Here is a 17,956-nt window from a genome sequence, read left to right as displayed (position 1 = left end):
TCAGGACATGAGCGTAACGCCGGGGTCTGCTGATCAACCTCTCTCCCGATTCCCAGCGCACGGCCTGCCGGCCGGCGAACTCCGTGACCGGCTGCGTGCCAAGAGCTCCGGAGATGTCGACTGGCGCAGCGGGCGAATCTGGAGCCTCGTCTACTCCACGGCGTCCGAACACGACGACGTCGTACACGAGGCCTACCAGCAGTTCGCATCCGAGAACCTCCTGGGCCCCACCGCGTTCCCTAGCCTGGCCACCATGGAGAAGGAAGTCGTGTGGATGCTCCTTGATCTGCTCGGCGCCGATCCCGGGACGGCCGGCGGCACCATGACCTCGGGCGGCACGGAAAGCATCGTGCTCGCCGTCAAGGCGTACCGCGACCGGGCCCGCGTGCAGCGCCCGGAAATCACCGCGCCGGAGATGGTCGTGCCCGTCACCGCTCATCCGGCTTTCCTGAAAGCTGCCGACCTGCTCGGCGTCCGGGCGGTCCCGGTGCCGGTGGACCACACCTACGGTGCGGACCCAGCCGCCTTCGCCGCCGCGATGTCCCGATCGACCATCCTCGGCTGCGCCTCGGCGCCTTGTTTCCCGTACGGCGTCGTCGATCCCGTCGAAGAGCTCGCCGACATCGCGGCCCGGCGGGACGTCGGCCTCCACATCGATGCCACCATCGGCGGCTTCGCTCTTCCGTTCGTGCGGGAACTCGGCTACCAGGTCCCAGCGTTCGACTTCAGTGTCCCGGGAGTCACGTCCATCGCCGCCGATATGCACAAGTACGGCTACGGACCGAAAGGATCCTCGACGATCCTGTACCGCGACCGGGGCCTGCGTCGGTACCAGTTCGCGGCCTACACGGACTGGCCCGGGGGTATTCTCGCCTCGCCCACCTTGCTCGGCACCCGGCCGGGCGGTGCGATCGCCGGCGCCTGGGCCGCCATCGTGTACGAGGGCCGGGAAGGCTACCGACGGATCTTCTCCACAGTTATGCAGGCGACCCAGCGGCTTCGAGACGGTATCGCCTCGATCCCGCAGCTGAACGTGATCGGCGATCCCCCCATGAGTGTGCTGGCCGTCGGATCCGACGAGGTGGACATGATGACCGTGGCTGACCGGCTCGAGACCCGCAAATGGCGGATCGACCGCCAGCGCGACCCCGACAGTATCCATCTCATCGTCAACCCGACGCACGTACCGGTGATCGACGAGTTCGTCGATGATCTGCGCTGGGCCACCCACGACGCCCCACCGGCCGGGTCCGCAGACAACGGCGCCACCCTGTACGGCGTCACGTCACGCCTGGAAGCCGGGGCCGACGTCGAGGTCGCCGTGCTGGATCAACTCGAAAGCCGCTACGATTCGTGACCGACGCATCGCTTTCCCCCGCCGTACTGGAGAGTTCCGGGCGGACACCACCGGTGCCCTGGCCCGTCATCGAAGCGTGTGGACTACCGGAGATAGGCCCCCGGCTGTCCGGACTGTCGGTGCGTATCGACCCTATGCTGGAACGGTCCTTCGTCCTCGCCGACGCCACCGTCATCTTGCGGCCGGACAACGCGGCCACAGTCACCGGTGCCGCTCTGGTGCTCCGTGAGGCCATCGAGCTCACTGCCACTGGCAACGTCCACACCGGCTGGGCCGAGCGGATCCTGGCACACGCGACGGCGGTGTGTTTCGGCGCCACCGGTCTGACCGCACGTGGCGAGCCGGCAGCCCTCGCGGCCTTCTCACCGGTCTCCGAACGCGCGACGGAGATTCTCGGGCTCGCCGACAATCTTGATGCACCGGGCACCGCGCGGGCCATCGCGGCACACATCGCCCAGTTCCTTCACGAGCGCGACAAATCGTCGGAGCCCTGCCCGGACAACGAGATCACCCGCGCTGCCCGGGCGCTGCCGCTGGCCGCGCCCACGGACGTACTCCTCGCCAGCGGCGGCGACAGCCGGCAGACCATCGACTGGCGCTCCGGGCTGAACTCCTACGGAATACCACCGAGCCCGACGCCGTGGACCTGCCTGTTGGGCTCGTGCACCGCCTCGTCCCCCACACCGCGTGCGTTCGAAGCGGCCACGACGCTGCGCCAGCAGCTGATCGAGGCGGCATTGGCCGACCGGCTGGGGCCGGTCGCGGATGCACACGCGGCGGTGATGCGACACACCCTGCTTGCGGCGCTGGGCGTCACCGCCGATGTCGAAGTGGTCTTCACGCCGTCGGGAACCGACGCCGAACTCGTGGCGCTGCTGATAGCACTGGGCACCGGCGAGCCAGTTCACTCCATCGTCGTCGGACAACACGAGATCGGCAGTGGCGGCCTGCAGGCGGCGGCCGGACGCCATTTCTGTGATCGATTGCCGTCAGGCCGCGCCGGCCACGCCGGCGAACCGATCGCCGGCCTCGATGAAAACCAGGTAGTCACCTCGGTGGTCGACCTCCGCGACGAGCACGGCGCCATGCTCGCTCCGGACGCCCTCGAAGCCGCCATCGAGCAGGCGATGGCCTCGCACGCCGGACAGCACCGGACACTGGTGCACGTCGTCGAGGGCTCCAAGACCGGCATCCGGTTGCCACGCGCGGACACGGTGCGCCGTTGGCGGCAGCGGTACGGCGACCGTCTCGATGTCGTCGTCGATGCCGCCCAGATGCGAGTGGACCAGCACACCGCCGTCGAACATCTCAGCGACGGCAACATCGTGATCGTCACGGGTTCCAAGTTCTTCGGGGGCCCGCCGTTCTCGGGCGCAGTCATCATCCCTGCTGAGCTAGTGTCTCGCCTCGCCCGCGGACGCCGGCTCCCCGCCGGGTTGGCCGAGTACCTGACGCGCGCCGACGTTCCCACCGCGTTGACCGACCTGCATGCCACCGCCCGCTCGGGGCTGAACGTCGGGCTGCTGCTGCGCTGGGAAGCGGCACTGGCCGAGATGCGCTCATTCCACAACGTCTCCCCCGAGATCCGCGATGAGGTCCTTCGCCTGCTGGCGTCCGGCCTTCGGGCGATCCTCGAGCGCACCCCGTGGGTCACACTTGTCGAAAGCCCGTACACCCAGATTCCGGCACCTGATCGGCGCGGTCTTGACGACCTTCCGACGATCTTCACGTTCTTGGTGGTCAAACCGGACGGCGGGCCACTCACCATGGACGAAGCCCGGGTAGCCCACCGCCTGCTGGCGCAGGACCTGCACGACCGGGTACCGGCCGACGACTCCGTGCTAGGGCGCACGTTCCAGCTCGGCCAGCCGGTGCGGATCTACCGGCACGACGACGAGTGGATCGGCGGACTGCGCATCGCGATCGGAGCACCTACGGTGTCCGAGGTCGTCTTCGACCACACCCGCGGCCGGGTGTGGACCGAACGGATCGAGCGCATCCTGGCTGACAGCACGGACGCGCTGCACAAGCTCGGCCTGATCGTGCGGCACCTCGATCTGGACCCCGGTGTCTACTGTGGCTGCGGAAGCTGCCGATGAGCCGGTCGGGCGCCATCCGGTCAATCCGCGGTTGCCGGTGACCGGGCATCAAGGATGCGTTAAGAACCCGCGCGAATAGGCGCGAAGGATCCGGTATGCAGTGGCTCAGCAGCCGCGGCGCTGTGTATCGCCAGCGCACGGTGGCTGGTCTCGCGGGCCGTACGCCATCGAGGCGACGTCACGTAATGGTCCAGGATGGCACCGGCGACGTCACGAGGGGGCCCGTGCACGGGAAAATGCGCCACCGGCGCGGGAGCTGGATCAAGGTGTGTGACGACGGCCCGTGGCGGACCGGCGTCGTTGGCGTCCGCCGTTGGCATCACGAGATCCACCCCGCCGTACGGCAAACCGGGAACCGCGCGCAGGGCGTCGACCGCCAGCTCGGCCACTCGTGGGTCGACCTCGTCGGTCACGTCTACCGCCTCGCCCGTCATCGAGGATTCACGGCTGATCAACCGGTGCACGGCGGCAGGATCGTCGCCCCTGAACCGGGTCGCCGCGACCACAGCGCCGTCAACCACGAACACGTGCAGCCGCTGCCCGGTCACTTCCTCCTCGACCAGCACCGGCCCGCCTTTCGTTGTTTCGTAGGCTCCGACGGCCCGCCGCCACAACGAACGGAACTCGTCGGCGCCGGCGCTGGCCGCTCCACGCCCGCCAACCCGCAGCCTGGCCGGCCTCACGCTGACCCGGCCGCCCAGCTGGGCGGCGAAACGCTCGGCCCGCTTGTACTGCGTCGGCGCGAAAACCGCCCACCGCGGCACCGGAATGCCGCGTGCGTCGAGCAGCGATCGTTGCCCGTCGCGGATCGTGCGGAACACGCGGCCGGCCTCACTGGAATCGGGTCCGTTCATGCCGTGGAAGGTGAGCGCCGCGTCCGGCAGATGCACGAGAACGAGCACCCGGCTCAGCCGTTCGGTCTCGAGGCCGCGCTCTCGCGCGGTGTATTCGAGCACCGCCGAGCTCGCCCGCACACGTTGCGAGAGCCGGTCGGTGACAAATCGTTCCAAGCTGGTGAGGCTCACCGGTGCACCTCGAATCGGTTGGCCGGCTCGACGCCGCTCACATGGGTTGTGGTCACTTGCAGAACCGACGCGCGTCGCGGGCCGTTGATCGCCGCGGCCGCCACTACCCATGCGGCGTGCGGCCCGCCCGTCACCAGCGCCTCGACCCCGCCTCCCGGCAGGTTCCGGATGGAGCCCGCCAGCCCGTTGTCTTCGGCCAGCCGCGCGAACCACTGCCGGTAGCCGACACCCTGGACGCGCCCTTCGATCTCGATCCGCATCGAGAGCACGTCCCGGGGCGGGCCGGGATCGAATCCGGCCAGCTCACAGCCCCGAAGAACCAGATGACTCGAGACGTCCCGCGGGGTGCCGGAGAGTGGGAAGTGATTGAAGGCGGTTGCGGGATTGCCGTTGATCTCGATGATCGCCGCGGCCTCGTCGGTGCCGCGCACATGGTCTCCCATGAGGTCTACCCCGGCATGGTCGAGGCCGGGTACCGCGTGCACGGCTCGCACCGCGAGGTCGAGGATGCTCGGGTGGGTCTGGTCGAGCACTTCGATGCTCTCGCCGCCGGCGGCGATGTTCCCGGCACTGCCCAGACGTACGTGCCGGCCTTGTTCGGGCACGCTGTCCGGGGTCAGCTCCTGGCGCTGCAGCCAGTGCATCGCGGCAGTATCGAATCTGAGGAGGCAACTACGTGTGTGCGGATTCTCCAGGCGTTCCTTGTTCTTCTCGATGACGAGATCGACAACGCTGGACCGGCCGTCGCCCGTCACCGACGCCGGCTTCTTCAGCACCACTGAGACGACCTGGTCGCCGACCACGAGCAGGCGGTAGTCGTCACCCGGGACGTAGGTCTCGACGACGAACGGCTGGCTGCCGAATTTGGTGCCCGCCAACGATTCGATGGCCGCCCGCACGCTTTGTTCGGTCCGCAGGTCCGTGGAGACGCCGGTCCCGTGGATGCCGTTCTTGGGTTTCACGACGACCGGCTTACCCAGCGACGCGGCGTACTGGACAGCCCGTTCGGGCTTCGCCGCGCTGAACGACGCGCCCTGTGGAACCGGAACACCGGCAGCCTGGAGGAGCCGGCGGGTCAGCTCCTTGTCCACCGTGGCTCGATGCGCAGGGGTACCCGTGGAAGCCGTCTTGCTCGGCGTGAAACACAACGGTTCGGCCAGGCGAGGGTGTTCCACCATCACGACGTCGCGGGAGAACCGCCTGGTATTCAGGCCCCGTATCAGGGCGGCGCGCTCGATCAGCGGACTGGCGGACCTGATCTCGCCGCGCTGGGTCGTGAACGGCTGCAGCGGGCCGGTGTCGAACCTGTTCACCGGCAGACCGCCGTACGTCGAGCGCGGTGCCCGGCGCCGCGGCCACTCGAGATGGCGGGTCAGCAAATGGGTGGCGGGTGTGAGCACGGCGGTGCCGCCGAGGCCTGGCCCTTCCCCGGGACGGATCCGACGTGTGTCGTCGTGTTCGACGGGTGGCACGCAGGTGACGGGCCCGCTGATGATCGAACTGGAGAGCGCGCAATAGTCCAAGTTGGGCAACGCGGTCGCCAGTTCGGCCATCGTGCATGCGCCGACCCCCGATATATGGGGCACCGTGGACAGCCCCAGGCGGACGTCGGCGTACTCGGTGTGAAGTTGCCGGGCGACATCCAGGACCGCCAGCGCGCCGCCCACCCGCTGGACATTCAGGCTGATCTTCTTCAGCCCGCTTCCGGCCAGCTTCTTGGCGGTCGCGGCACAGGCGGCGTCGCCCATCAACACGATGCCCGGACCGGACGGATCCGGCGGCACCTTGACGTCGGCGATCGCCTGCCATTCAACCAGGTCGGCCGGTGTGACCGAGTCGTGCGGAGGCTGCAGCACCAGATGACGGGGCAGTTCACCGGCGCTCATACGGTCGGCCAGCATCTCGACGAGCTTCTCGCCTTGAGCGCGGGTCAGTGTTCCCCCCAGCCCAAGCCAGAGCGGCGTACCGAGGCCGGCCACACTGGCTGCCGTCGCCGCTGCATCGATTGCGGCGTCGGGGCCGGCGATGTCGACGAGATTGATCGCCGGGTATCCGGCACACGCGCGCAGATCACGGAGCAGCCGGCTCGACGTACGGTGTGCGCGCACCACGGCGGCAGCCTCGACCGGACGCCGCGTTCCACCCAGGAAGTCCGCCAGCGCCGTGCCCACCGTTTTGGCCGCGAGGTCGGCCAACGCCGCGTCGACGCCGGCGAGCATCCCGCGGAACGCCGCGGCTTCCGGCTCCTTCGACACCGTCGCCGCCAGCGAACGCAAGCCCGCCATGATATCCACGAGATCCGCCCGGGCAGGCTCGGCCCGTGCACGCAGTGTGGTGCCCTCCAGCTGTTGGAGGGCAGAGCGGAGGAACCGCCACGACCGACTTTTCGAATCGCCGGTCAAGGCGCGCCCGCGCGGGGAGGCCTCACCGATTCCCTCGATCGTCCGGCCCCGCATGCCGGCCTCGATCCGGATCAGGACGTTGTGTTCGTAAGAACCGTCGACGCGAGCGCCCCGAGACGACGGGACCCGGAACTCGAGGGCGGTAGCTCGCGTGACGGTGGCACGCTTGCTCAGCATCGGCTCCACCATACCCGCGTGCCACCCTCACCCACCCATGATCATGAACACTAATTGACGAATGTGGTCATCTAGTGTTCATGATCATGGGTTAGGTGAGCCCGAGCACCCGTGCCTCGGTGAGTGGCGTGCTGGTGCTGCATGATCCGTAGCTGACGAGCACTGCGCGGGTCCTGGCCACATGGTCGGGATCCAGCGCCGCGGCTTTGGCGGTCAGCGTGGCCGGATCGGTCACGCGCAACGTTGCCGCGACTTCTTCCAGACCGGATCTGCCGCTTACCGCTTCGGCGGTGGCCATCAGCAGGTTCAGATAGCCGTGGTGGGTGAAGCCCGTAGATGGATCGGTGTAGCGAACGGCATGGTGCAGACCGGCCGTCGCCTTCACCACCACACCGGCGCGGGTCACGGCTATGAGCGCGGCAGCCAGCTGTTCCGGGGACGGGAAGAGCTCGGCCCGGACACCGCCACAGCGCAGTTTCAGGCCCACCGGTCGTTCGTCCTGCAGTTGCGCGACGGCTGGAGCCAGGCTTTCGACGTCCGCCAGCGCCCGTGGCTCCATGAACACCGGGACAGTATCCGCGACCTTCGCTTCCCGAATCACCGCCAGGGCGCTACCGACAGCAGCCGGCGGATCGCTCTCCACGGTCCGTGCCAGCGGAAACTCGACGCTGACCAGCCGCAGCGCTTCATCGGCCGTCGCCGCGGCCACCGCCTGTGCCAGTCCGTCCGGACCGTTGTCGGCGATCAGACCCAGGTCGATGCGATCGCCGGCCCGCAGTTCGGCGCACAACTCGGCCACCCGTGAAACCGGGCAGAGAAACCGGTGGGTCAGGACCCGGCTCCGCCCGGACTGGTCCACACGGTGCCGTGCCACCGCCGCAGGCATGCTCAGCGCGGTGGGGGGAAAGAGCCCGGCATCATCGACCAGGTCCTGCATCAGCTCCGGCTCGGCACGTTGCCTCACCCTGGCGACCTCCGGATCCAGCTCCATGCATACTCCGGATCCTCCGAGGCGAATCCGCCCTCGCCTATGTCCAGCGGACGGAACGTATCGACCATGACCGCAAGCTCGTCGGAGCGCTCCATGCCGATACTGCCCTCGTAAGCCCCAGGCTGCGGGCCGTGTGACCAGCCTCCGGGGTGCAACGAGATGGAGCCCTGGCCGATGCCGGAACCCTTGCGGGCTTCGTAGTTGCCGCCGCAGTAGAACATGACCTCGTCGGAATCCACATTGGAGTGGTAGTACGGCACCGGGATGGACAACGGGTGATAGTCCACCTTGCGCGGCACGAAATTGCAGATGACGAAGTTATGCCCTTCGAACACCTGGTGCACAGGCGGCGGCTGGTGCACCCGCCCGGTGATCGGCTCGAAGTCCGAGATGTTGAACGTGTAGGGATACAGACAGCCGTCCCAGCCGACCACATCGAACGGATGCCGCGGATACACGAAGCGGGTTCCGGCCACCCCCGTTGGCCCGCGATGCTTGACCAGGACCTCCACATCCGCGCCGTCCACGAGCAACGGCTCCGATGGTCCGTGTAGATCACGCTCGCAGTACGGAGCATGCTCGAGCAGTTGGCCGTAGCGAGACAGGTACCGCTTGGGCGGCGCGATGTGTGAGTTCGCCTCGATCACGTACGCGCGCAGTGGTTCGTCGGCGCTCGGTACCCAGCGATGTGTCGTGGCCCGCGGCAGCACAACTTGATCGCCCGGACGTACCGGCAGCACACCGAACACGGTCTCCACCACACCGGATCCGGATTCGACGTACACACACTCGTCACCGATGGCGTTGCGGTAGAGCGGGGACGTCTCACCCGCGACGACGTAGGAGATGCGCACATCGGCGTTGCCGAGCACGAGCCGTCGGCCGTTCACCACGTCGAGGGCTTTCCACTCCTGGCCCTCGAAGAGATTGTGCAACTTCAGGTGCCGGGGTTTCAGCGGATGATTCGCCGTCAGTGACTGATCCGGCAACTCCCACGGCTGGGCATCGGCGATAGCCGACGGAATGTTCTGGTGATACAGCAGTGACGAGTCGCTGGAGAAACCCTCCTCACCCATCAGCTCCTCGTAGTAGAGCCCGCCGTCGGGCCGGCGATGCTGGGTATGTCTTTTCGGTGGGATCTCGCCCACGTGCCGGTAGTACGCCATCGGTGGCCTCCTTGCCGTTACCGCCTTACACCCACCGCACCATGCGTGTCGTTGCACGTCCGATGCGAGGTGCGATAATCGCCCCTATAGTGCATTTACAGCACTACCCGTCACGCTAGGCAGTGGCGGAGAACACGTCAAGGTGATGAGCGAGGTTCCATGGCCGCAACAGGCTCGAAGACGGTCGACAACGGCGTGCAGATCCTCAAAGCCCTGGCCGGGAATCCCCGCGGGCTGACCACCACGGAGCTGGCCCGAGCCGTGGGTGTGCACCGCACCGGCATCTACCGGCTATTGACCACGTTGTCCGGCCATGGCCTGGTCAGCCAAGGCTCCGACAGCCGGTACCGGCTCGGCCTCACGATCATCGAACTCGCCGGCGCCGTGCGGCCCGATCTGCAGAGCATCTCCCAGGCGCCGCTGCGTGAGCTCGCCGACGAGACCGGCGCCACGGCGTTCTTGTCGTTGCTCGACGGCGAGGAAGTCGTCAGCACGGTGGTGGTCGAACCGCTGCACGCCGACGCCCATGTCGCCTACCGGGTCGGCACTCGGCATCCCGCCACGCGCGGATCAGCCGGCTTGGCCATTCTGAGCGCCCGGCCACCCCAAGAGGGAGAACGCGACGAGATCAGCCTGGCACGCCGCCAGGGCTACTCAGTCAGCCAGGGCGAGCTGCAACGCGGCGCGTGGGGCCTGGCCGCGCCGCTGCGCCCGCGCGCAGGTGATGCGGAGGCCTCAGTGGGCGTCGTCGCCCTGCAGCCGCTGGACGAGGACACGACGGCCAGTATGGTCATCCACGCCGCCGACGTGATCGGCAAGGCCCTCCCCTGACCGGTGATCGTGAGCGGATTCTTGCTCCACATAAGCGACATTTGCCCTCAGGGAGCAGCTGATTAACGCCGATTCTCGCTCACGATCACCGGTGGGGTGAAGGTCAGTTGTAGGCGGGGGCGACCTTACCCACGGCGTCGCCAATACGGTGCACCCGCATGGCGTTCGTGGAACCTGGGATGCCTGGTGGCGAGCCGGCGACGATCACGACGATGTCGCCCCTCTCGCAGCGGCCCTGCTCCAGCAGCACCCGGTCTACCTGCTTGACCATCTCGTCGGTGTGCTCGACATGTTCGGCGGTGAATGCCTCGATACCCCACGACAACGCCAGCTGGTGGCGAGTGGACTCGAGCGGGCTGAACGCGAGCAGCGGAGTGACCGGACGCAGCCGCGACATCCGCCGCGCGGAGTCACCGCTTTGGGTGAAGGCCACGATGAACTTGGCTTCCAGCAGCTCAGCGGTCTCGGTTGCCGCCTTGGTGATGACTCCACCCTTGGTACGCGGCCTCGTCCCGAGTGCGGGGATTCGTTCCAGACCGTGTTGTTCGACCGTCTCGACGATCTTGCTCATCGTCGTCACGGTCTCGATCGGATAGGTCCCGACGCTGGTCTCACCGGAGAGCATGACGGCATCCGCACCGTCGAGCACGGCGTTGGCGACGTCGGACGTCTCCGCCCGGGTGGGCCGCGGGCTGTTGATCATCGAGTCGAGCATCTGGGTGGCCACGATCACCGGCTTGGCCTGCCGCCGGCACAACGTGATGGCCTGCTTCTGAACCAGCGGCACATCCCAGAGGTCCAGCTCGACACCGAGGTCTCCACGGGCGACCATCACGCCGTCGAAGGCGTCGACGATCTCCTCGAGATTCTCGACCGCTTGCGGCTTCTCGACCTTGGCGATGACCGGAAGGCGGACGCGTTCCTCGTCCATGATCCGGTGCACGTCTTCGATGTCGGCCGCCGAGCGCACGAAGGACAACGCGATCATGTCCGCGCCCGTCCGCAGCGCCCATCGGAGGTCGTCGATGTCCTTGTCCGACATCGCCGGAACGCTGACCGCGGTGCCGGGCAGATTGAGGCCCTTGTTGTTCGACACGCGACCGCCCAGAACAACGCGGGTCACGACCTCGTTGCCGTTGACCTCTTCGACCTCGAGGGCGAGCCTGCCGTCGTCCACCAACACCTGGTCACCGGGGGCGACGTCGCCGGGGAGCCCGGCATGGGTCGTCGAACTGCGCTCGACGTCGCCGGAGATGTCGTCGGTGGTGATGGTGAACCGCGCCCCTGGTTCGAGAAGCACCGACCCCTGGGCGAACGTGCCAAGGCGAATCTTGGGACCTTGCAGGTCGACGAGTACGCCGACATTGCGTCCTACCTCGGCCGCCGCTTTGCGGACGCGCGCATACCTCTCCTCGTGTTCGAGGTGGCTGCCGTGGCTCAAATTGAAGCGGGCGACGTCCATACCCGCTTCGACCAATGTCTGCAGGCGCTCCGGAGAGTCAGTCGCCGGACCGAGGGTGCAGACTATCTTCGCTCTACGCACGTCCAACTACTTTAGTCCTATCTCCGTTGATAAGGCGACCTGGGCCGCCAATGGCACGTGCTGTTCATGACCTGATCATTGCTTTGTCACTCGCCCGCCGCCCCAAGATTGCGACGATAAAGGCGGACGCCGTGCCGGGTGGTGGGCTTCAGGGTTCTTTCGCCGACCGTCCGGAGGCGCGAGCGTGAGTGCAACGCACGAACGCCGGCGCCGGAGGCCAGGGAGGCGGGAGACCCCTGAAGCCCACCACCCACAGTCACACGACCAACGGGCGGTCGGTCGGCGCGACGGGCGACGGCAGGCGGTCGGCCCCCGTCAGCCAGCGGTCGACGCCGGCCGCGCAGGCCCGCCCCTCGGCGATGGCCCACACGATCAGCGACTGTCCGCGCCCGGCATCTCCGGCCACGAAGACACCCGGCACGCTGGTCTCGTATGCACCGTCGCGGACCACGTTGCCCCGCTGGTCCAGCTCCACTCCGAGCTGTTCGATCAGCGGCGAGCGCTCCGGGCCGAGGAAGCCCATGGCAAACAACACCAGGTCAGCGGGTAGTTCTCGCTCGGTACCCTCGACCGGCTCGAACCCGTTCTCACCCATCCGGATCTCCACCAGCTTCAGTGCACGCACCCGCCCCGACCCATCGCCGAGGAACTCCTGCGTGGAGACCGAGTAGACGCGTTCCCCGCCTTCCTCATGGGCGCTGGAGGTCCGCAGCATCAGCGGCCACGTGGGCCACGGTGTGGACGGATGCGGTGAGTCCGGCGGCTGGGGCATGATCTCCAGCTGGGTCACCGAGGCGGCACCTTGCCGGTGTGCTGTACCCAAGCAGTCGGCTCCGGTGTCACCACCACCGATGATGACCACGTGTTTGCCCGCGGCGGTGATCTGGTCCGGCACGGTCTCGCCGAGCGCGACGCGGTTCGCCTGCGGCAGGTACTCCATGGCCTGGTGGATGCCCTCGAGCTCGCGCCCGGGAACGGACAGATCGCGGGCGGCGGTCGCGCCGACGGCCAGCACCACGGCGTCGTACTTCGACTTCAGTTCCTGCCCGGTGAGCGTCTTACCCACCTCGACACCGGTGCGGAAGATGGTGCCCTCGGCCCGCATCTGGTCCAGGCGCCGGTCGACGTGGCGCTTCTCCATCTTGAACTCGGGGATGCCGTAACGCAGCAGGCCGCCGACGCGGTCGTCGCGCTCGTATACCGCCACCGTGTGCCCGGCCCGGGTGAGCTGCTGGGCGACGGCCAGACCGGCCGGTCCGGAGCCGATCACGGCAACGGTGCGATCAGTCAGCCGCTCCGGTGGTTGCGGCACGACCCAGCCCTCGTCGAAAGCCCGGTCGATGATGGAGACCTCGACGTTCTTGATGGTCACTGCGTCGTCGGCGATGGCGACGACGCAGGCCGCCTCACATGGCGCCGGGCAGACGCGGCCAGTGAACTCCGGGAAGTTGTTGGTCGCGTGCAGCCGCTCGGCCGCGGCACGCCAGTCGTCGCGCCACACGAGGTCGTTCCACTCCGGGATCAGGTTGCCCAACGGGCAGCCCTGGTGGCAGAACGGGATACCGCAGTCCATGCAGCGTCCGGCCTGCTTGGTGATGATCGGCAGAAGTGTCTTGCCGATACCCGGCTCCGGGTAGACCTCTTTCCAGTCCTTGAGCCGCTCCGCGACGGGTCGCGCCTTGGCGCCTTGCCGCTCGGTGGTCAGGAACCCACGGGGATCAGCCATGCGCCGCCTCCATCACAGCCGTGTCAACGTCTCTTCCATCGCGCTCGGCGGCGGCCTTGGCGGCGAGCACTCGTTTGAAATCGCGCGGCATGATCGTGGTGAATCGCGCCGCGGCCTGCTCCCAGTCGGCGAGCAGCGCCTCGGCCACCGCCGATCCGGTCTCGTCGCGGTGCCGGGTGATGATCCCGTGCAGCCGCTCGAGGGCTTCCTCGGACGGCTCCTCCAGCTCGACCATCTCCGGATTGACCCTGGACTCGTCCAGGTCCAGCACGTAGGCCGTGCCGCCCGACATGCCGGCGGCGACGTTGCGGCCGGTGCGGCCCAGGATCACCGCCACTCCCCCGGTCATGTACTCACAGGCGTGGTCGCCGACACCTTCGACGACGGCCGTCGCACCGGAGTTACGCACGCAGAAGCGCTCACCGGCCACGCCACGAATGAACAGTTCGCCGCTCGTGGCGCCGTAGGCGGTGACGTTACCGGTGACGACGTTCTCCTCGGCGACGAACCCGGCATCGCGGTCCGGGCGCAGAATGATCCGCCCGCCGGACAGGCCCTTGCCGAGGTAGTCGTTCGCGTCGCCTTCCAGCCGCAGCGTGATGCCGCGTGGAACGAACGCGCCGAACGACTGACCGGCCGAGCCGACCAGAGTGATGTCGATGGTGTCGTCGGGCAGCGCGTTGGTGCCGAACCGCTTGGTCACCTCGTGGCCGAGCATGGTGCCGACCGTGCGGTTGACGTTGCGGATGTTCACCTGGGCCCGTACCGGCTCGCCGTGCTCGAGCGCGTCCGTGGCCAGCGAGATGAGCTGGTTGTCCAGCGCCTTCTCCAGGCCGTGGTCCTGCGCGACGATCTGGCGCCGGGCAGCACCCTCAGGAAGCTCCGGCATGTACAGCAGCGGCGACAGGTCGAGGCCGTTCGCCTTCCAGTGCTCCACCGCCTCCGTCGTGTCGAGCACGTCGGCGTGGCCGATCGCCTCGTCGAGCGACCGGAAACCCAGCTGTGCCAGATACTCGCGGACCTCCTCGGCGATGTACTCGAAGAAGTTGACCACGAACTCGGCTTTGCCGGTGTAGCGCTGGCGTAGCTCCGGGTTCTGGGTGGCGATACCGACCGGGCAGGTGTCCAGATGACAGACCCGCATCATGACGCAGCCGGACACCACCAGCGGTGCGGTGGAGAAACCGTACTCCTCCGCACCCAGCAACGCCGCGATGACGACGTCGCGGCCGGTCTTGAGCTGGCCGTCGGTCTGTACGACGATGCGGTCACGCAGCCCATTGAGCAGGAGTGTCTGCTGGGTCTCGGCCAGCCCGAGCTCCCACGGCCCACCGGCGTGTTTCAGCGACGTCAGCGGTGAGGCACCGGTGCCGCCGTCGTGTCCGGAGATGAGCACGACGTCGGCGTGCGCCTTGGACACACCAGCCGCGACCGTGCCGACGCCCACCTCTGCGACGAGCTTGACGTGCACCCTGGCCGACGGGTTGGAGTTCTTCAGATCGTGGATCAGCTGCGCCAGATCCTCGATCGAGTAGATGTCGTGATGCGGCGGCGGCGAGATCAGGCCGACACCCGGCGTCGAGTGCCGGGTCTTGGCGATCCACGGCCAGACCTTCGGACCAGGCAGCTGACCGCCCTCGCCGGGCTTGGCACCCTGCGCCATCTTGATCTGGAGGTCGTCGGCGTTGGTGAGGTATTCGGAGGTGACGCCGAACCGGCCGCTGGCGATCTGCTTCACCGCACTGCGCCGCTCCGGGTCGTAGAGGCGCTCGGGGTCCTCGCCGCCTTCACCGGTGTTGGACTTTCCGCCCAGCCGGTTCATGGCGATCGCCAGTGTCTCGTGTGCTTCCCCGCTGATCGAGCCGTAAGACATCGCGCCTGTGGAGAAGCGGCGAACGATCGACTCGACCGGCTCAACCTCCTCGATGGGCACCGGCGGGCGCACGCCCTCCTTGAAACCGAACAGTCCGCGCAGCGTCATCAGGCGCTTGGCTTGTTCGTCGACCCGCTTGGTGTACTGCTTGAACACGTCGTAGCGCCCGGCGCGGGTGGAGTGCTGCAGCCGGAAGACGGTCTCAGGGTCGAACAGGTGGTGCTCGCCCTCACGACGCCACTGGTACTCTCCGCCGACGTCCAGGGACCGGTGGGCGGCCGCTCCACCACCCGGCGGGTAGGCACGCACGTGCCGGCGGCGCACTTCCTCGGCGATGACGTCGAGGCCGATGCCACCGAGCTTGGAGGTGGTTCCGGTGAAGTAGCGATCGACGACGTCGCGCGCCAGCCCGACCGCCTCGAAAATCTGGGCGCCGGTGTAGGAGGCGACCGTCGAGACGCCCATCTTGCTCATCACCTTGAGCACACCCTTGCCCAGCGCCTTGATGAGGTTGGCGACGGCTTTCTCCGGGGCGATGTCCTGCAGCAGCGTGCCGCGCCGCGCCAGGTCTTCGACCGTCTCCATGGCGAGATAAGGGTTGACGGCTGCCGCGCCGTAGCCGATCAGCAGGGCCACGTGGTGCACCTCGCGCACGTCGCCGGCCTCGATGACCAGCCCCACCAGCGTGCGGGTCTTCTCCCGCACCAGGTGGTGGTGGACCGCGGCGGTCAGCAGCAGCGACGGGATCGGCGCTTGGGTTGCGTCGGAGTGCCGGTCGGACAGCACGATGATCCGTGCTCCGGCGTCGATGGCCTTCGAGGCCTCGTTGCAGATCTCGTCCAGCCTGCGAGCCAGCGCCGTGCCCCCACCCGCGACGTCGTACAAGCCGCGGATGACGTGTGTGGCGTAACCCGGCAGGTTCCCGTCGCGGTTGACGTGAATGATCTTCGCGAGATCGTCGTTGTCGATGACCGGGAACGGCACCACCATCTGCCGGCACGACGCCGGTCCGGCATCCAGCAGATTGCCTTCGGGGCCGATGGTGCCGGCCAGGGACGTCACCAGCTCTTCCCGGATGGCATCCAGCGGCGGGTTCGTCACCTGAGCGAACAGCTGGGCGAAGTAGTCGAAGAGCATCCGCGGACGCTCGGACAAGGTGGCGATGGGGGTGTCGGTGCCCATGGAGCCGATCGGTTCCGCACCCTTCATCGCCATTGGGGTGAGCAGGATCCGCAGGTCTTCCTCGGTGTAGCCGAACGTCTGCTGGCGCCGGGTAACACTCGCGTGAGTGTGGGTGATGTGCTCACGCTCGGGTAGGTCGCCCAGCCGGATCAGGCCGGCATGCAGCCACTCGCCGTAGGGCTCCGCGCTGGCTAGCTGCTCCATCACCTCGTCGTCGCTGATGATGCGATGCTCATCGAGATCGGCGAGGAACATCCGGCCCGGCTCGAGGCGGCCCTTGCGGACCACCTTGGACTGCTCGATGTCGAGCACACCGGCCTCGGAGGCCAGGACCACCAGGCCGTCGTCAGTGACCCACCATCGTCCGGGTCGTAGACCGTTACGGTCCAGCACCGCCCCGACCTGGTTGCCGTCGGTGAAGACCACGCAGGCCGGGCCGTCCCACGGCTCCATGATCGTGCTGTGGAACTCGAAGAAGGCCCGGCGCTCGTCCGACAGGCCGGCGTGGTTCTCCCACGCCTCAGGGATCATCATCCGCACCGCGTGTGGCAGGCTCCGCCCGCCCAGGTGGAGCAGCTCGAGAACCTCGTCGAAGCTGGCGGAGTCGCTGCCGGTGGGGTCCACGATCGGGTAGATCCGCGACAGGTCGCCCGGGATGACGTCGCTGGCGAGCAGCGACTCGCGGGCGCGCATCCAGTTCCGGTTGCCCTGCACCGTGTTGATCTCGCCGTTGTGCGCGACGTAACGGTACGGGTGTGCCAGCGGCCAGCTCGGGAAGGTGTTGGTGGAGAACCGCGAGTGGACCACTGCCAGCGCCGAGGCGAACCGGTGGTCGGACAGATCGGGGAAGAACGGCTCCAGCTGCCCGGTGGTGAGCATCCCCTTGTAGACAATGGTGCGCGCCGACAGGCTCGGGAAGTACGTCCCGAGTTCGTGCTCGGCACGCTTGCGCAGCACAAACGCGCGACGCTCGAGGGTCATTCCGCCGGCGTCGCCGGTGCCGGCCACGAACAGCTGCCGGAAACGGGGCATCACCGAGCGGGCGGTAGCACCGACCAGCTCCGGGGTAACCGGGACCTCGCGCCAGCCGACGACGCGCAGCTCTTCCTCGCCGGCGATCCGCTCGATCGCGTCGACGGCCTTCTGGGCGTCCTCGTCGGAGTCCGGCAGGAACGCCGTGCCGACCGCGTAGGAGCCGAACGACGGAAGATCGAAATCAACGACCGCACGGAAGAACGCATCGGGAATCTGCACCAGGATGCCGGCGCCGTCACCGGATCCGGGCTCCGCGCCGGAGGCACCCCGGTGGTCGAGGTTGGCCAGCGCCGTGAGCCCGTGCCGCACGATCTGATGGCTGGCCACACCGTCCAGCGTGGCCACAAAGGCCACGCCACAGGCGTCGTGCTCAAAACGGGGGTCGTACAAGCCCTGAGAAACAGGCTGGTTACGGCTAGCAGGCGTGAGGCGCATCGGCACTCCCGTCGTCTTAGATCCTGGCGGCGGGTCGGGCGGGACAGCGCTGGCCCAAAAAGCTCTGACGAGTTTCGTGGAGGTTACATCATCAGCACAGCGAAATGTTGTCTT

General features: G+C 67.7%; 10 protein-coding genes. 3 read left to right on the top strand and 7 right to left on the bottom strand.

What is annotated here, in order from left to right:
• Positions 1-7: 7 nt before the first annotated feature.
• A complete protein-coding gene (locus F7O44_RS00165) occupies positions 8-1,357 on the top strand; it encodes a pyridoxal phosphate-dependent decarboxylase family protein (RefSeq protein ID WP_162448195.1) in 1,350 nt (449 codons plus the stop codon).
• Positions 1,354-3,456, top strand: a complete 2,103-nt coding sequence (locus F7O44_RS00160; protein ID WP_162448194.1) for a hypothetical protein — start codon at positions 1,354-1,356, stop codon at positions 3,454-3,456. Before F7O44_RS00165 ends, F7O44_RS00160 begins: the two co-directional genes overlap by 4 nt.
• A gap of 59 nt (positions 3,457-3,515) precedes the next feature.
• Here F7O44_RS00160 and F7O44_RS00155 read toward each other — a convergent pair whose 3' ends face one another.
• The 4 genes from F7O44_RS00155 to F7O44_RS00140 form a co-directional block, all read right to left on the bottom strand.
• A complete protein-coding gene (locus tag F7O44_RS00155; protein WP_162448193.1) occupies positions 3,516-4,481 on the bottom strand; it encodes a hypothetical protein in 966 nt (321 codons plus the stop codon).
• Positions 4,478-7,060, bottom strand: a complete 2,583-nt coding sequence (locus F7O44_RS00150; RefSeq protein ID WP_162448192.1) for an acylphosphatase — start codon at positions 7,058-7,060, stop codon at positions 4,478-4,480. Before F7O44_RS00150 ends, F7O44_RS00155 begins: the two co-directional genes overlap by 4 nt.
• A 91-nt stretch (positions 7,061-7,151) precedes the next feature.
• Positions 7,152-8,051, bottom strand: coding sequence for a hypothetical protein (locus F7O44_RS00145; RefSeq protein ID WP_162448191.1), 900 nt, complete (start codon positions 8,049-8,051; stop codon positions 7,152-7,154).
• Positions 8,021-9,217, bottom strand: coding sequence for a homogentisate 1,2-dioxygenase (locus F7O44_RS00140; protein ID WP_162448190.1), 1,197 nt, complete (start codon positions 9,215-9,217; stop codon positions 8,021-8,023). Before F7O44_RS00140 ends, F7O44_RS00145 begins: the two co-directional genes overlap by 31 nt.
• A 159-nt stretch (positions 9,218-9,376) precedes the next feature.
• On the opposite strand from F7O44_RS00140, the gene F7O44_RS00135 reads away from it, so the two are divergent.
• On the top strand, positions 9,377-10,048 hold the full coding sequence (locus tag F7O44_RS00135) for an IclR family transcriptional regulator (RefSeq protein ID WP_162448189.1): 672 nt from the start codon (positions 9,377-9,379) through the stop codon (positions 10,046-10,048).
• Positions 10,049-10,151: 103 nt separating this feature from the next.
• Here the strand turns inward: F7O44_RS00135 and pyk are convergent, their stop codons facing one another.
• The 3 genes from pyk to gltB form a co-directional block, all read right to left on the bottom strand.
• Positions 10,152-11,591: a pyruvate kinase gene (gene pyk / locus F7O44_RS00130; protein WP_162448188.1), complete on the bottom strand. Its 1,440-nt coding sequence runs from the start codon at positions 11,589-11,591 to the stop codon at positions 10,152-10,154.
• Positions 11,592-11,847: 256 nt separating this feature from the next.
• Positions 11,848-13,317 carry a glutamate synthase subunit beta gene (locus F7O44_RS00125; protein WP_162448187.1) on the bottom strand — a complete coding sequence of 490 codons (1,470 nt, stop codon included), beginning with the start codon at positions 13,315-13,317 and terminating at the stop codon, positions 11,848-11,850.
• Positions 13,310-17,842 carry a glutamate synthase large subunit gene (gene gltB / locus F7O44_RS00120; RefSeq protein ID WP_162448186.1) on the bottom strand — a complete coding sequence of 1,511 codons (4,533 nt, stop codon included), beginning with the start codon at positions 17,840-17,842 and terminating at the stop codon, positions 13,310-13,312. The genes F7O44_RS00125 and gltB overlap by 8 nt, the downstream gene beginning before the upstream one ends.
• Between the last annotated feature and the right edge of the window lie 114 nt (positions 17,843-17,956).

It is taken from the genome of Phytoactinopolyspora mesophila (assembly GCF_010122465.1).
Lineage (GTDB): Bacteria > Actinomycetota > Actinomycetes > Jiangellales > Jiangellaceae > Phytoactinopolyspora > Phytoactinopolyspora mesophila.
This window is presented reverse-complemented; position numbering and strand designations above follow the sequence as displayed.

Coding starts and splice junctions, on each gene's coding strand:
- F7O44_RS00165 (WP_162448195.1), top strand. CDS start 8: ATGAGCGTAACGCCGGGGTCTGCTGATCAACCTCTCTCCCGATTCCCA.
- F7O44_RS00150 (WP_162448192.1), bottom strand. CDS start 7,060: ATGCTGAGCAAGCGTGCCACCGTCACGCGAGCTACCGCCCTCGAGTTC.
- F7O44_RS00145 (WP_162448191.1), bottom strand. CDS start 8,051: ATGGAGCTGGATCCGGAGGTCGCCAGGGTGAGGCAACGTGCCGAGCCG.
- F7O44_RS00140 (WP_162448190.1), bottom strand. CDS start 9,217: ATGGCGTACTACCGGCACGTGGGCGAGATCCCACCGAAAAGACATACC.
- F7O44_RS00135 (WP_162448189.1), top strand. CDS start 9,377: ATGGCCGCAACAGGCTCGAAGACGGTCGACAACGGCGTGCAGATCCTC.
- F7O44_RS00125 (WP_162448187.1), bottom strand. CDS start 13,317: ATGGCTGATCCCCGTGGGTTCCTGACCACCGAGCGGCAAGGCGCCAAG.
- gltB (WP_162448186.1), bottom strand. CDS start 17,842: ATGCGCCTCACGCCTGCTAGCCGTAACCAGCCTGTTTCTCAGGGCTTG.